Below are 15,729 nucleotides of genomic sequence, written 5' to 3' on the forward strand. Positions count from 1 at the left end.
GACCCCCATGAGCAATTCCACCTCCGCTCCCGCCCGCTGGACGCCCGAGCAGGCCCACACCTGGTTCCAGGCGCAGCCGCCGGCGCTGGGCGCGAATTTCGTGCCCGCCTCCGCCATCAACCAGCTCGCCATGTGGCAGGCCGACAGCTTCGACGCCGACCGCATCGACCTCGAACTCGGCTGGGCCGCCGGCCTGGGCATGAACACCATGCGCGTGTTCCTGCACGACCTGCTGTGGGCGCAGGACGCGGCGGGCTTCAAGGGCCGCATCGGCCAGTACCTGGACATCGCCGACCGCCACGGCATCAAGACGATGTTCGTGCTGTTCGATTCCTGCTGGGACCCGCATCCGAAGCTGGGCCCGCAGCGCGAACCCATCCCCGGCGTGCACAACTCCGGCTGGGTGCAGAGCCCGTCCGCGACGCAGCTCGCCGACCGCTCGACCTGGCCCGCGCTGCGCGCCTATGTCGAGGACATCGTCCGCACCTACGGCCAGGATCCGCGCGTCACCTACTGGGACGTCTGGAACGAGCCCGACAACCAGGGCGGCGGCATGGGCTACTACCTGCCGCGCGAGGCCAAGGACAAGATCGCGCTGGTGGCGGAACTGATCCCGCAGGTCTTCGACTGGGCGCGCGCGCAGAAGCCCTCGCAGCCGCTGACCAGCGGCGTGTGGCTGGGCGACGACTGGCGCCCCGAGTCCAAGGAACTCAACGCGGTGCAGAAGGCGCAGCTGGCCGGCTCCGACGTCGTCAGCTTCCACGACTACAGCTGGCCCGAGAAACTCGAAGCCCGCATCAAGCAGCTGCAGGCCTACGGCCGTCCGCTGATCTGCACCGAGTACATGGCGCGCAGCCTGGGCTCGACCTTCGACGTCGCGCTGCCGATCGCCTGGCGCGAGGACGTGGGCATGCTCAACTGGGGCTTCGTGGACGGCAAGAGCCAGACGAAGATGCCGTGGGACTCGTGGAAGAAGCCCTACACGATCGATCCGCCGCTGGTCTGGTTCCACGACGTGCTGCACACCGACGGCACGCCGTATCGTGAGCGCGAGGCCGAGCTGTTGCGGCAACATGGCGCTCGCAAGCGCGGATCGACCCGCGCGGATTGAGACACGGCGGACCGGGGGACCACGGCCCCGGTCGCCAATGACCAGAGGCGCTGCGACGGATGGCGCCCGGCAGGAGACGTATGACTGCAAGCATCGTGTTCGACGGCGTGGCCAAGCGCTACGGTTCTGTCGACATCATTCCCGACTTCTCGCTCAGCATCGGGGCGGGCGAGTTCATCGTGCTGCTCGGCCCGTCGGGCTGCGGCAAGTCCACGCTGCTGCGCATGCTGGCGGGGCTGGAGAGCGTCTCCGGCGGCCGCATCCTGCTCGCCGACCAGGACGTCACCGCGCTGCCGCCCGGCCGGCGCGGGCTGGCGATGGTGTTCCAGCAATACGCGCTCTACCCGCACATGAGCGTGTTCGACAACATGGCCTTCGGCCTGCGCAACATCGGCATCGCCGACGCCGAGGTGCGCCGCCGCGTCGAGGACGCCGCGCGCATGCTGGAGCTCGACACGCTGCTGCAGCGCCGGCCCGCCCAGCTGTCCGGCGGCCAGCGCCAGCGCGTCGCGATCGGTCGCGCGGTGGTGAAGGAGCCCAAGGCCTTCCTGTTCGACGAACCGCTGTCCAACCTCGACGCCAAGCTGCGCAACCGCACCCGCATCGAGCTCGCGCGGCTGCACAAGCGGCTGGGTGCGACCATGGTCTTCGTCACCCACGACCAGGTCGAGGCGATGACGCTGGCCGACCGCATCGTCGTGCTCAACGGCGGCCGCATCGACCAGGCCGGTCCGCCGATGGACATCTACCAGCGCCCGCGCACCCGATTCGTCGCGGGTTTCGTCGGCAGCCCGTCGATGAACTTCCTGCCGGTCGAGCGCATGGCCGACCAGCAGGGACGGATCGCCGTCCGGCTCCCCGGCGGCGCCGTCGTGACGACGCAGATCGCGGCGAAGCCGATCGCGGGTCAACTGGAGATCGGCGTGCGGCCCGAAGGCCTGCGCCTCGCCGCCGATGGCCCGATCGCCGGTTGCGTCGAGCTGCTGGAGCGCCTCGGCGAACGCAGCCTCGCGCACGTGGGCCTGGGTGACGGCACGGTCGTCGTGGCCGAGGTCCCGGTGAGCAGCACGCTCGCGATGGGCGAGACGGTCCGCCTGCGACCGGACCTCGAGCAGGTGCACCTCTTCGACGGCGCCGGCCTTGCGTATCACGCCGAGCCGCGCCCGGACGGCGTGCCGGCCGAAGCGCTGGTGGCGGGCGCCACCGCGGCGGAAGTCCGATGAGCGCCGCGACGCTCACCGCCGGCGCCGCCAGCGAGGCGGCCGAGGTCGTCTCGGGCGCCGAGCCGCCGCGCGGGGCGCTGGGTCGCTCGGCGATGGACGGCCCGGCCTGGGTCGGCTGGGCCTTCATTGCGCCGTTCGCGCTCTGCTACCTGGGTCTGCTCGCGGCGCCCGTGCTCGAAGGCTTCTGGCTCTCCTTCAACGCCGTCGACCTGCTGACCGGCAAGGGCCAGTTCGTAGTCCTGGCCAACTTCCTGGACTTGGTGCGCGACGAGGTCTTCCTGATCTGCGCGCGCAACACCATCTTCTTCGCGGCGATCTGCACACCGGCCTTCGTCGGCCTGGGCCTCGCGCTCGCGCTGGTGCTCAACCGGCCCGGGCGCACCGGCGCGTGGCTGCGCGGCACCTTCTTCGCGTCCAACGTGCTGTCGGTGACCGTCGTGACGCTGATCTGGCGCCTGGTGCTGCTGCCCGACCGCGGGCTGCTGAGCCAGAGCCTCGCGGCCTTCGGCCTGCCGGACCTCGCGCCGCTCAGCAACGAGTCCCTGGCACTGCCGTTCATCGCGCTGGTCACGCTCTGGTGGGGCATCGGCCTGCCGATGATGCTGATCCTCGCCGCGCTGCAGCAGATCCCGCCGGATCTCTACGAGGCCGCCGCGCTGGACAACGCCAGCCGCTGGCGCAGCTTCCGCTTCATCACGCTGCCGGCGCTGCGCCGCACGCTGATCATGGTCGCGATCATCCAGGTGATCGGCCAGCTGCAGGTCTTCGGCCAGGCGCAGCTGCTGACCAACGGCGGTCCCAACAACAGCACCCGCACGCTGGTGATGTTCATCTACGAGGCGCTCTTCGACCAATGGGCGCTGGGCTACTCCGCCGCCGCGGCGCAGATCCTGTTCGTGCTGATGGTGCTGGGCGTGTCCGTCCAGCGCTGGGCCGAGCGACGCGAAGGAGCGCAGGCATGAGCGCCCGGGTCTGGCAGAACGGTCCGTGGGACCGCGTGCTCCTCGGCGCGGCCATCGCGCTCGCGCTGCTGTGGATGCTCCCGCTCGCCTGGGTCTTCGCGCTGTCGCTGAAGTCGAACGCGGTGCTGATGGAGCGTACCGATGCGATCCTCACGACGCCCTTCACGTTGCGCAACTACGCGGACATCCTCGCCAACCCGGCCGTGTTCCGCTGGGTGCTCAACAGCTGCATCGTCGCGTTGGTGCAGACGGCGCTGGTGCTGTTCATCTCGTCGCTGGCGGGCTACGGCTTCGCGCGCTGCGAGTTCCCCGGCCGCCGCATCGCCTTCGCGCTGGCGCTCGCGGGCCTCGCGGTGCCGGAGCCCGCTGTGGTCATCCCGCTGCACCGCATCTTCGCGGAGCTCGGCCTGCACAACAGCTATGCCGGGCTGATCCTGCCGCGCCTGGCCGCGCCGTTCGGCGTGTTCCTGATGACGCAGTTCTTCAAGGCGATCCCGCGCGAGCTCGAAGAGGCCGCGCTGATGGACAACGCCTCGCGCTGGAAGATCTTCTGGCGCGTGATCCTGCCGCAGACGCTGCCGGCGCAGGCGACCCTGGGCATCTTCAGCTTCCTGGCGGCCTGGAACGACTACCTGTGGCCGCTGATCTCCGCGACCCGTCCCGAGATGTACACGCTGACGCTGGGTCTCGCGGCCACGCAGACCAACTTCGCGCAGTCCGAGGGCCTGGGCTTTCTGATGGCGCAGGCGGTCTTCGCGGCGCTGCCGGTGCTGGTGCTCTATGCCTTCTTCCAGCGGCACATCGTCGCCGCGGTGGCGGGAGGGAAGGCGGCATGAAGCGCATCCTCAAGCACATCGCCCTCGCGGCCTTGCTGACGCTGAACGTCGCGACGTTCGCGCAAGGGCAGGGGGCGCGTCGGGCGGCGAAGTCCACATCACGCTCGCCCGCTTCTTCGGCAGCTGCGACGCGGAGTACGGCCAGGTCACCGATCCGTCCAAGGCCAGCAGCGAGTGCGGGATCATCACCGCGCTCACCAACCGCTTCAACGCGCGGGAGGCCGGCCGCATCCGCGTCGACACGCAGGTCGTGGAGCACTCGGCCTACTACCAGCAGCTGGGCGCGCGCATCGTCGGCGGCGACCTGCCGAGCATCGCGATCATGCACAGCTCGGTGCTGGGCGACTTCGCCAAGCGCGACCTGCTGCAGCCGCTCGAGGACGGCTTCGCCCGCGAGGGCGTGGCCGTCGAGGACTTCACCCCGCATGCGCGCCACGGCGTGACCTTCGCAGGCCATGTCGTCGCGCTGCCGTACGACTCGCACGCGGCGCTGTGGCACATCAACCTCGGCCTCATGAGGCAGGCCGGCCTCGTCGACGCGAAGGGCCATGCTCGTCTGCCCAGGTCGACCGCCGAGGCGCTCGACCAGGCGCGCGCCTTCAAGCGCGCGACCGGCAAGCCCTACTTCGTCTGGCTGACGCTGAACGATCCGAGCTTCTTCGCGCGCTCGGTGCTGGGGCTGGTGGCGCAGCAGGGTGGGACGTTGTTCCCGCGCGGCGACCAGGCGGTCGACCTCACGTCCCCGCCGGTCCGCGAGGCGGTGCAGTTCATGCGCACCGTCTACGCCGAGGGCCTGTCCACGCGCAACATGGACTACAGCGCCGCGCTGCAGGCCTTCATGGCCGGCGCCGGCGGCGTGATGCCCAACGGCACCTGGCTGCTGGGCGATCTCACCACGCGCGCGGCCAAGCCCGGCAATCCGCTGAGCAGCCAGTACGAGGCGGTGCCCGAGCCCACGCTGTTCACCCAGCCCGCGACCTGGGCGGACAGCCACGTGTGGGTGATGCTGCGCAATCCGCGGCAGACGCCGCAGGAGCGCGCCGCCGCGCTGCGTTTCCTGCGCTTCCTCAACGACGAGAGCCTGGCCTGGGCCCGCACCGGTCAACTGCCCGCGCGGCAGTCGGCGGTCGACAGCGCCGCGTTCAAGGCGCTGCCGATGCGTGCGTCGCTCGGTCCGGTCGCCGCGCACGGCACCGGCCTGCCGACGACCGTCGCGCGGCAGTCGCGCGTGATGGGCATGCTGGGTGACACGGTGGCCTCCATCGTCGTCTCCGGCGAGCCGCTGGACGCGACGCTGGCCAAGGGCCAGCAGCGCATCAACCGCCTGCTGGAGCGCGAATCGCGCTTCCTCGGCGCGGCCTCCAGCGACACCGGCGTGGCGCCGACGGCACAGGCTGGCGTCTCTCATGGTTTGCGCTAGGTTTATAACGAATTAATTTGTGAATAATCACAAAAACCGAACGCTAAGGTCCTGAAAGACCGTGCTGAAGCAACCCGGAGCACAAGCCTGGGCCCACGCATCGGTCACCGCGTTCGCGTCGATTTCTACGGCTTCCTGAGCTTCAAACGTAGGACCGGTCCAGCGGAGATCCCGCCACACCGGGGCAGCGGCAGGCACGCATCGAGTGCCGGCAGGCGCCGAATCTCGCCGAATACTGCAAGAAAAGTTGTTTGTATTAAAACCCGGCCCGGACCAGGCGTGCGTTCCTCCCCGCGCACCGGTCACGAGGCCCTTGGAGACAACAATGAATCGAATCCCCCACTCCCTCCGGCTCTCGCCGATCTCGGCGGCTGCCTGCCTGACGCTGTGCCTCGCCGGCCAGCAGGTCCTGGCGCAGGACGCCCCCAAGTCTCCCGCGGCTCCCGCCGCGCCTGAGACCGCCGCCTCGGGCGCGGCGGGCACCAAGCTGGAACAGGTCGTCATCGTCGGCCAGCGCGCCAGCCGCGCGGCGGCGGTGCAGACCAAGCGCGACGCCGACCAGGTCGTCGAGTCCATCGTCGCCGACGACATCGGCAAGTTCCCCGACAACACCGTGGCCGAGGCGCTGCAGCGCGTGCCCGGCGTGCAGACCGTCGTCAACTTCAACAACGAGATCGTCAACCCGCTGATCCGCGGCATCGGCGACATCATCACGACCGTCGACGGCCGCGAGATGTTCACCGGCGTGGGCCGCGGCTTCGCGTTCCAGGACCTGCCCGCGGAAGCGATCTCGCGCGCCAACGTCTACAAGTCGGCCGGCGCCAACCTGATCGAAGGCGGCGTGGCCGGCGCGATCGACCTGCGGCTGCGCAAGCCGCTGGAGTTCAGCAAGGGCCTGACGCTGGTGCTCAACGGCCGCGCCAGCCAGGGCGACTACGCCGACAAGCCCAGCACCAAGCTCGGCCTGCTCGGCTCCTACCGCACCAATACGCCGGCGGGCGAGATGGGCGGCCTGGTCGACATCTCCTACGCCGACCACAAGTTCAACCGGCCGATCTCGTTCAACTGCGATCCGCGCTCGGGCACCAACGGCCCGCCCGGAGCGCCCGGCCTGGTGCTGCCGACCTGCGTCGGCGGCCTGACCGACACCGGCGAGTACCAGCGTCCGCAGGTCAACGCGTCCTTCCAGTGGCGCCCCAACCAGGAGAACGAGTTCTACGTCGACGGCCTCTACGCCGGCTACCGCGCGAAGTTCGCGACCTTCTTCATCTTCTCGGACATCTTCGCGGCGCAGAACATCACCAACCCGAAGGGCAGCGACGACTGCTTCGACGCGCACGTCGACGGCGCGGGCTTCCTCGGCCCGTCGTCGCAGCCGATCCAGCGCCTGTGCAACGGCGTGTCGGCGACCTTCAACAACGTGCCGGGACTGACCAGCACGCAGGCCAAGAAGCAGTCCACCGACCAGCGCGTGCTGGCGGGCGGCTGGAAGTACAACTCGGGTCCGCTGTCGATGAACCTCGACCTGTCGCGGATGGAGTCGACCAACAGCAACCGCACGGTCATCGTCGACCTCGGCAAGCAGATCAACGCCGTCGACATCGTCATCAACAACGGCGGCTACGGCACCACCAACATGCCGGGCAATCCGCTCGGCCAGGCGACGGACTTCCGCTTCGCCAACTCGCTGTTCCAGGACATCAACCGCGCGAAGTCCAAGCAGGACGCGGTGGCGCTGAGCGGCAACTACGAGCTGGGCGGCTTCATCAGCAATGTCGACTTCGGCGCCCGCGTGACCAAGCGCGAATCGCACTGGCGCGCGAATGCGCCGGGCGGCCCGAACGCCCCGGGCGGCAACCGCGCGACGCTGGTGAGCAGCGCGACGCAGCTGCCGGGCAACTTCCTGATCACGGCGCCGAACTGCATCCCGCAGATCAACAACTGCTCGCCGTGGATGACGCCGAATCCGGACTACCTGCTCAACAACACGGACACGCTGCGCGCGCTGTACGGCGGCGCCCTGGGGGACCCGTCCTACGACCCGCTCAACAACTACGATTCCGACGAGAAGACCTACGCCGTCTACGTGCAGCCGCACTACGAGACCAAGCTCGCCGGCCTGCCGCTGGACGGCGTGATCGGCGGCCGCTTCGTGCGCCTGGAGCGCGACATCAGCGGCGCCGGCCGGGTCAACGGCGTGGTGACGCCGCAGACCGCGAGCTCGACGGCCTCGCGCTTCCTGCCCAACTTCAGCGCCAAGCTGGAGGTCGTGCCCAACCTGCTGATCCGTGCCACTGCCGGCAAGACGATGTCGCGTCCGGCGCTGGGTGACCTGAACCCGTCGCTGACCTACTCGATCCCGACCAACGCCAACATCCGCCCGAGCGGCAGCGGCGGCAACTCGGAGCTGAAGGACCAGACCAGCACGGCCTACGACCTGTCGATCGAGAAGTACTTCAACAAGGGCAGCTACCTGCAGGCGGCGGTCTACCACCGCGTGCTGAAGAACCGCGTGGTGCGGTCGACAGCGCCCGAGGTCATCGACGGCGTCGAGTACGACATCAGCCGTCCGCGCAACCTGGGCAAGGCGACGCTGAAGGGCCTGGAGCTGAGCGGCCAGTACTTCATGGACTTCCTGCCTGGCGCGTTCAGCGGGCTGGGCGTCTTCGGCAACTACACGCTGGCGGACAGCGAGGTCAACACCAAGACCGATCCGCTGTTCGGCAAGCCGCTGCTGGGCGTGTCCAAGCACAGCTTCAACGCCGGCCTGCTGTACGAGAAGTACGGCTTCACCAGCCGCCTGACCTACACCTGGCGCAGCAAGTTCAACGAAGGCTCCTTCGGCTGCCTGCTGGCGCCGTCGGCCGAGAACGGCATGGCGGTCGCGGCCTGCGACCCGAACGTGCCGCCGACCTACAACCGCGTCAAGGACTACGGCCGGCTGGACTTCGCGATCGGCTACGCGTTCAGCGAGAAGCTGAGCGTGAGCTTCAACGCCAACAACCTGACCGGGTCGAAGTACTACAGCTACTTCCAGAACGAGAGCTTCCCGCACGACATCCGGTCGGACGACAAGTTCTACGGGTTGAGCTTCAACGCGAAGTACTGATCTTTCAGTCCTTCCACCGCCGCTGGCCCTCACCCCCACCCTCTCCCGCAAGCGGGAGAGGGAGTCCGACCGGCTCAGCTCGCAGCGGCGGCTCCTCTCTCTCCCTCTCCCGCTTGCGGGAGAGGGCAGGGGTGAGGGCCAGCGGCGGTGGCACTGCTCAGACCCTCTTACTCCCTCTCCCGCTGGCGGGAGAGGGTAGGGGTGAGGGCCAGCGACCTTCGCAGACCAAGGAGTTTCCATGCGACAAGCTCGTCCGGCCGCGCGCCGCCGTTTCGTTCTCGGTTCCGTGTCGATGGGCGCGATGGCTGCGCTCGGCGCGATTCCCAGCACCTTCGCCGCCGACAAGAAGATCGTCCTCGGCTTCTCGCAGATCGGCGCGGAGTCGGAATGGCGCACCGCCAATTCCGCCTCGATCAAATCCGCGGCGAAGGAGTCCGGCATCGATCTCAAGTTCGCCGATGCCCAGCAGAAGCAGGAGAACCAGATCAAGGCCCTGCGCGCCTTCATCGCGCAGAAGGTCGACGTGATCGCGCTGTCGCCGGTCGTCGAGACCGGCTGGGGCACGGTGCTGCGGGAGGCGAAAGCCGCCGGCATCCCGGTGATCCTGACCGACCGCACGGTGCAGGAGAGCGACACCACGCTGTGGGCGACCTTCATGGGCTCCGACTTCGTCGAGGAAGGCCGCCGCGCGGCGAAGTGGCTGACCGACAAGGTCAAGAGCCGCCCGCCTGGCAAGGAGATCCGCATCGTCGAGCTGCAGGGCACCGTCGGCGCGGCGCCGGCGCTCGACCGCAAGAAGGGTTTCGAGGAAGGCATCAAGGCCGACCCGCGCCTGAAGATCGTGCGCTCGCAGACCGGCGACTTCAGCCGCGCGAAGGGCAAGGAGGTCATGGAGGCCTTCCTCAAGGCCGAAGGTCGCAACATCGACGTGCTCTACGCGCATAACGACGACATGGCGATCGGCGCGATCCAGGCGATCGAGGAGGCTGGGCTGAAGCCGGCCAAGGACATCCTGATCATCTCGATCGACGGCGTGAAGGGCGCGTTCCAGGCGATGGTCGCGGGCAAGCTCAACGTCACTGTCGAGTGCAGCCCGCTGCTGGGGCCGCAGCTGATGCAGACGGTGAAAGACCTGAAGGCCGGCAAGACCGTGCCGCGCCGCATCGTGACCGAGGAGGGCGTGTTCCCGGCCGAGGTCGCCGCGCAGGAACTGCCCAAGCGGAAGTACTGATGAGCGTCGTGCTGGAGGCACGCGGGGTCGCGAAGGCCTTCCGCGGGGTGCCCGCATTGCTGGACGCGGCGCTGACGCTGCGCGCCGGCGAGGTGCAGGTGCTGATGGGGCAGAACGGCGCGGGCAAGTCCACGCTGATCAAGATCCTCGCCGGGGTGCAGGACCGCGACGCGGGGTCGATCACGCTCGACGGCGTGGCCTTCGCGGCGCGATCGCCGCTGGAGGCGCAGCGCGCCGGCATCGCGGTCGTGCATCAGGAGGTGCAGCTCTGTCCGAACCTGTCAGTGGCGGAGAACGTCCTCGCCGGACGCTTCCCGCGTCGATGGGGTGGTGTGGCGATCGACTGGCCGAAGGTGCGCGAGGACGCCGGTGACGCGCTGGCGCGGCTCGGCATCCAGGCTGATGTGCGCCGACCACTCGGCGACTTCCCCGTCGCTGTCCAGCAGATGATCGCCATCGCCCGCGCGCTGCATCAGCAGGCGCGGGTGCTGATCCTCGATGAACCGACATCGTCGCTCGATGAAGCGGAGACGGAGCGGTTGCTCGCGATGATCCGGAAGCTCCGCGATGAAGGCGTCGCGGTGCTGCTCGTCACGCATTTCCTCGATCAGGCCTACGCGGTGGCGGATCGCTTCACCGTGTTCCGCAACGGCGAGTTCGTCGGCGAGCGTGCGGTGTCCGAGCTGCCGCGCATGGAACTCGTGACCTTGATGCTCGGCCGGGAATTCAGTACTTCCACCGCCGCTGGCCCTCACCCCCGCCCTCTCCCGCAAGCGGGAGAGGGAGCAAGAAGCTCCAGCACTTCCATGGCCGCTGACCCTCACCCCCACCCTCTCCCGCAAGCGGGAGAGGGAGTGAGAATGCACCGAGCTGACCGGCCCGCGCCACCCGTCTTACCCCCTCTCCCGCTTGCGGGAGAGGGCAGGGGTGAGGGGCGCGCGCAGCGCGCGGGGTCTAGGCAGTCAAGCGGCCTCTTGCCCCTCTCCCGCTTGCGGGAGAGGGTGGGGGTGAGGGCCAGCGGCCGTCGATCCTCGCCACCCTGGGGCTCGGGCGCCGGGGCGCGGTCGAGGGCATCGATCTGCACGTTGCTGCCGGCGAGGTGCTGGGTTTGGCCGGCCTGCTCGGCGCCGGCCGGACCGAAACCGCGCGCCTGCTCTTCGGCGCGGATCGCGCCGACGCCGGCGAGATCCGCGTCGACGGCAACGCCGTGCGGCTGCGCAGCCCGCGCGACGCCGTTCGCGTCGGCATGGCCTTCTGCCCCGAGGAACGCAAGGTCGACGGCATCGTCGCCGAGCTCAGCGTGCGCGAGAACATCGTGCTCGCACTTCAAGCCAGGCGCGGCGTGTTCAGAACGCTGTCGGGCCCCGCGCAACGCGAACTCGCGCAGCGTTTCATCACCCGGCTCGGCATCAAGACCGCCGATGCGGAGACGCCCATCGGACTGCTCTCCGGCGGCAACCAGCAGAAGGCCATCCTGGCGCGCTGGCTCGCGACCGAGCCGCGGCTGCTGATCCTCGACGAGCCCACCCGCGGCATCGACATCGCCGCCAAGCAGGACCTGATGGACCAGGTGCTGACCCTGTGCCGCCAGGGCATGGCGCTGATCTTCATCTCCTCGGAGCTGCCCGAGGTGCTGCGCGCGAGCGACCGCGTCACCGTCCTGCGGGAGCGCCGCCAGGTGGCGGAGCTCGACGCGCTCGGGCTCGACGAGGACCGCCTGCTGCACGAGATGGCCGGTGCCACGGAGGCGCACGCATGAGCGCGCCGTCCTTCCTGCGCCGCTGGCGGCGTGGCGCCGATGCGGACACGACCGCGGCGGCAGACACCCTCGCGAACCCCTCCGCGCGGCGAGGAGCCGACCACCACGCCGGCGCGCGCCACGCGGCCTACGTCCTGCTCGCGCTCTGGGCGCTGAATGCGCTGCTGAATCCGCAGTTCCTGAGCCTGCGCTGGCAGGACGGCCATGCCTACGGGCCGCTGATCGACATCCTCAACCGCGCGGCGCCGCTGATGGTCGTCGCGATGGGCATGACGCTGGTGATCGCCGTGCGCGGCATCGACATCTCGGTCGGCGCGGTGGTCGCGATCGCGGGCGCGGTGGCGGCCTTGCTCGTGACGCGCGAGGGCGCGGCGATGCCGATGACGACGGCGATCCTCGGCGCGCTCGGCGCGGCGGCGGTCTGCGGCCTTTTCAACGGCCTGCTCGTCGTCGCCGGCGGCATCCAGCCGATCATCGCGACGCTGATCCTGATGGTCGCGGGCCGCGGCATCGCGCAGCTGATCACCGACGGCCAGATCATCACGATCTATCACGAGCCGTATTTCTTCCTCGGCAGCGGTTTCCTGCTGGGGCTGCCGTTCGCGCCCTGGATCGCGCTGGGTGTCGCGGCGCTGTTCGGCCTGCTGAAGCACCGGACCGCGCTCGGGCTGTTCCTGCAGGCCAGCGGCGCCAACCCCGCTGCCGCGCGGCTCGCCGGCGTTCACGCCGCCGGGCTGATGCTCGCGGTCTACATCGCGTGCGGCCTCTGCGCCGGCGTGGCCGGGCTGATGATCAGCGCCAACATCAAGAGCGCCGACGCCAACAACGCCGGCCTGATGCTGGAACTCGACGCGATCCTCGCCGTGGCGCTCGGCGGCACCTCGCTGCTCGGCGGCCGGTTCAGCCTGCGCGGCAGCCTGCTGGGCGCACTGATCATCCAGACGCTGACGACCAGCATCTACGCGCTCGGCATCGCCCCCGAAGTCACGCTGGTGGTGAAGGCCGCCGTCGTCTTCGCGGTGTCGATCAGCCAGGCGCCGGTGTGGCGCGTCTGGCGCGAGCGCTGGCAACGGCGCGCGGGAGCGACGTCATGAATGCCCGTTCCCTCGTGCATGCCCGTGACCTGCCGAGCTGGGCCTCCGTGCTGCTGCTGGTGGCCGGCGCGCTGGCCGGTGCCTCGGCCTACCCGGGTCTGCTGTCGAGCCAGGTGCTGCTGAACCTGCTGATCGACAACGCCTTCCTGCTCGTCGTCGCCGTCGGCATGAGCTTCGTGATCCTGTCGGGCGGCATCGACCTCTCGGTGGGCTCGGTCGTGGCGCTGACGACGATGCTGCTGGCGCTCGGTGTCGAGCGCGCGCACCTGTCGCCGCTGGTGCTGATCCCGCTGCTGCTGCTCGGCGGCGCGGCCTTCGGGGCGCTGATGGGCGCGGTGATCCATGTCTTCGCGATCCCGCCGTTCATCGTGACGCTGGCCGGGCTCTTCCTGGCGCGCGGGCTCTGCTACCTGCTCAGCGTCGACTCGATCCCGATCACCGACGCGACGCTGACCGCGTGGTCGCAGGCGCGCTGGTCGTTGGGGCCGCTCGGCGAGATCACACCGGGCGCGGTCTGCGCGCTGGCGGTGCTCGCGCTCGCGGTGGCCGTGTCGCGGTCAACGCCGTTCGGGCGGGCGGTCTTCGCGCTCGGCGGGCAGGAGACGTCCGCGCGGCTGATGGGCCTGCCCGTCGCCGCGACACGCATCGGCGTCTACGCGCTCAGCGGCGGCTGCGCCGCGCTCGGCGGCGTGCTGTTCGGCATCTACACCCTGTCGGGCTACGGGCTGCATGCGCAGGGACTGGAACTCGATGCGATCGCCGCGGTCGTCATCGGCGGGGCATTGCTCAGCGGCGGCATCGGCCATGTGCTGGGCGCGCTGACCGGCGTGCTGATGCTGGGCCTGATCCAGACGCTGATCCTGTTCGACGGCACCTTGAGCTCGTGGTGGACCCGCATCGTGATCGGCGCGCTGCTGGGCCTGTTCTGCGGGCTGCAGCGCGTGATGGTGCTGTGGCACGGCCGCTCGTCGCGGCGCGCCTGAGTCTGCCTCCCTTCATCGGCACTTCACCAGAACAACGAGGAAACAGATCGATGTCTTCGAAGCATTCCCTGCGGATCGCCGCGACCCTGGCAGCGGCCTTCTCGGCGCTCGCGTCGCTGAGCGGAACGGCGACGGCGCAGCCCTGGCAGGACGCGCAGGCCGTCGTCGCGCCCGCGCCGCATGTGCGGCTCACCACGCCATGGACCGACGAGGCCCTGAAGGCCCCGGTGCCCTTCCCCGAATACCCGCGCCCGCAGCTGGTCCGCGCGCAATGGCTCAACCTCAACGGCCAGTGGGACTACTGGGGCGGCAAGAGCGCCCCGGACGCGCGCGTGCCGCCGGCTTCGGCGCCGAAGTTCCCGGCATCGACCGAACGCGTGCGCGTCCCGTATCCGGTGGAATCGCTGCTGTCGGGCATCGAGCGTCTCGGCGAGCTGAACCTCTGGTACCGCCGCAGCTTCGAGGTGCCCGCGGCCTGGAAGGGGCAGCGTGTGCGCATCAACTTCGGCGCCGTCGACCGCTTGGCGACGATCTACGTCAACGGCTCGCGCGTCGGACAGCACGAGGGCGGCTACACGTCCTTCGGCTTCGACATCACGCCAATGCTGAAACCCGGGCGCAATGAGCTCGTCGTCGCCGCTTTCGATCCGAGCACCAACGACGGCACGCTCGGCAAGCAGTCGCTGAAGCCGGGCGGGATCTTCTACACGCCGAGCTCCGGCATCTGGCAGACGGTGTGGCTGGAGCCGGTCGGTCCGGCGCACATCGCGAAGCTCGACATAACGCCGGTGGTCGGCGAACAGCGGCTCGCGCTGACCGTGCGCGCCGGCGAGGCGAAAGGGCTGCAGGTCGAGGCCGTCGCGCTGAAGGACGGGAAGGTCGTCGGTCGTGTACGAGGTGCTGCCGACAAGGCGCTCTCGCTGCCCGTGCCGCAACCGCGGCTGTGGTCGCCCGACGATCCGTTCCTCTACGACCTCCAGGTCACGTTGCGCCGCGACGGCCAGGTCGTCGACCAGGTCGACAGCTACTTCGGCATGCGCAGCATCGAGGTCGGCATGGTCGACGGCGTGCCGCGCCCGCTGCTGAACGGCAAGTTCGTGTTCCAGTTCGGCCCGCTGGACCAGGGCTTCTGGCCCGACGGCCTCTACACGGCGCCGACCGACGCCGCCCTGCGCTTCGACCTCGAGGAGACGAAGAAGCTCGGCTTCAACATGGTCCGCAAGCACATCAAGGTGGAGCCGGCGCGCTGGTTCCACCACGCGGACAAGCTCGGCCTGCTGGTGTGGCAGGACATGCCGCAGGCCTGGGATGCGGAGACCGACCTGGCCGTGCGCGCGAAGACCGAGGTCGAGTGGCGCGGGATCGTCGACCAGCTGCGCTCGGAGACGTCCATCGTCACCTGGGTGATCTTCAACGAGAGCTGGGGCGACTTCGAGCATCGCCGCATGGCCGCGCAGTTCCGGGCGATGGACCCGACGCGGCTGATCAATGCGCACTCCGGCATCAACTTCGCACCGCACGACGAGGGCGGCGGCGACCTGATCGACCTGCACGACTACCCCGGTCCGGCCGCGCCGGCGTATCAGCCGTGGCGCATCGCCGTGCTCGGCGAGTACGGCGGCAACAGCCTGAAGGTGCCCGATCACATGTACCGGCCCGAGTCGAAGTGCTGCTACCACCTGTTCGACAGCGCGGCCGCGATCAACGATGCCTACGTCGCGCAGGTCAACACGCTGCGCGGCTTCCGCGCCGACAAGGGCCTGAGCGCCGCGATCTACACCGAGACGACGGACGTCGAGGAGGAGCTCAACGGCTTCTTCACCTACGACCGCCGCGTGAAGAAGCTGGACTTCGACCGCGTGGCCAAGGCCAACAAGGCGTTGATCGACGGCCTGCCGCCGGAGGCGGCCGCTCCGGCGGCGTCCGCCGCCTCAGGCGCCGCGGGCGTGCGCTGACGGGCCACAGGCCCATCCAAGACAACCGGCGGCGGCCGCAGAGCCG

General features: G+C 69.5%; 10 protein-coding genes and 2 pseudogenes. All 12 read left to right on the top strand.

The annotated features are described in order from the left end of the window. The first annotated feature begins 7 nt into the window (after positions 1-7). Positions 8-1,111 (top strand): hypothetical protein, encoded by a 1,104-nt coding sequence (locus tag ACQ859_RS07220; protein WP_431265199.1) that lies wholly within the window; start codon positions 8-10, stop codon positions 1,109-1,111. Between the two features lie 80 nt (positions 1,112-1,191). Next, positions 1,192-2,334 (top strand): ABC transporter ATP-binding protein, encoded by a 1,143-nt coding sequence (locus tag ACQ859_RS07225; RefSeq protein ID WP_431265200.1) that lies wholly within the window; start codon positions 1,192-1,194, stop codon positions 2,332-2,334. Continuing rightward, positions 2,331-3,296, top strand: a complete 966-nt coding sequence (locus ACQ859_RS07230; protein WP_431265201.1) for a carbohydrate ABC transporter permease — start codon at positions 2,331-2,333, stop codon at positions 3,294-3,296. Before ACQ859_RS07225 ends, ACQ859_RS07230 begins: the two co-directional genes overlap by 4 nt. Next, positions 3,293-4,132, top strand: coding sequence for a carbohydrate ABC transporter permease (locus tag ACQ859_RS07235; RefSeq protein WP_431265202.1), 840 nt, complete (start codon positions 3,293-3,295; stop codon positions 4,130-4,132). Before ACQ859_RS07230 ends, ACQ859_RS07235 begins: the two co-directional genes overlap by 4 nt. Beyond that, positions 4,077-5,552, top strand: a complete 1,476-nt coding sequence (locus ACQ859_RS07240; protein WP_431265203.1) for an extracellular solute-binding protein — start codon at positions 4,077-4,079, stop codon at positions 5,550-5,552. The genes ACQ859_RS07235 and ACQ859_RS07240 overlap by 56 nt, the downstream gene beginning before the upstream one ends. Positions 5,553-5,877: 325 nt before the next feature. Further along, entirely contained in the window at positions 5,878-8,661 is a 2,784-nt protein-coding gene (locus ACQ859_RS07245; protein ID WP_431265204.1) for a TonB-dependent receptor, read from the top strand. Between the two features lie 292 nt (positions 8,662-8,953). Further along, on the top strand, positions 8,954-9,892 hold the full coding sequence (locus ACQ859_RS07250; protein WP_431266484.1) for an ABC transporter substrate-binding protein: 939 nt from the start codon (positions 8,954-8,956) through the stop codon (positions 9,890-9,892). 104 nt (positions 9,893-9,996) lie between these two features. Continuing rightward, a pseudogene (locus tag ACQ859_RS07255) lies at positions 9,997-10,344 on the top strand (ATP-binding cassette domain-containing protein); the annotation flags it as partial. A gap of 563 nt (positions 10,345-10,907) precedes the next feature. Further along, positions 10,908-11,651 (top strand): annotated as a pseudogene (locus tag ACQ859_RS07260) (ATP-binding cassette domain-containing protein); the annotation flags it as partial. Next, positions 11,648-12,745 (top strand): ABC transporter permease, encoded by a 1,098-nt coding sequence (locus ACQ859_RS07265; RefSeq protein WP_431265205.1) that lies wholly within the window; start codon positions 11,648-11,650, stop codon positions 12,743-12,745. The pseudogene ACQ859_RS07260 and the gene ACQ859_RS07265, both read left to right, overlap by 4 nt. After that, the gene (gene yjfF / locus ACQ859_RS07270; RefSeq protein WP_431265206.1) at positions 12,742-13,728 is read left to right on the top strand and encodes a galactofuranose ABC transporter, permease protein YjfF; all 987 of its coding nucleotides are present in this window, start codon (positions 12,742-12,744) and stop codon (positions 13,726-13,728) included. The genes ACQ859_RS07265 and yjfF overlap by 4 nt, the downstream gene beginning before the upstream one ends. 50 nt (positions 13,729-13,778) lie before the next feature. Further along, positions 13,779-15,683 carry a glycoside hydrolase family 2 protein gene (locus ACQ859_RS07275; protein WP_431265207.1) on the top strand — a complete coding sequence of 635 codons (1,905 nt, stop codon included), beginning with the start codon at positions 13,779-13,781 and terminating at the stop codon, positions 15,681-15,683. Positions 15,684-15,729 lie beyond the last annotated feature (46 nt).

This window comes from Roseateles chitinivorans (assembly GCF_050632235.1).
Lineage (GTDB): Bacteria > Pseudomonadota > Gammaproteobacteria > Burkholderiales > Burkholderiaceae_C > Roseateles > Roseateles chitinivorans_A.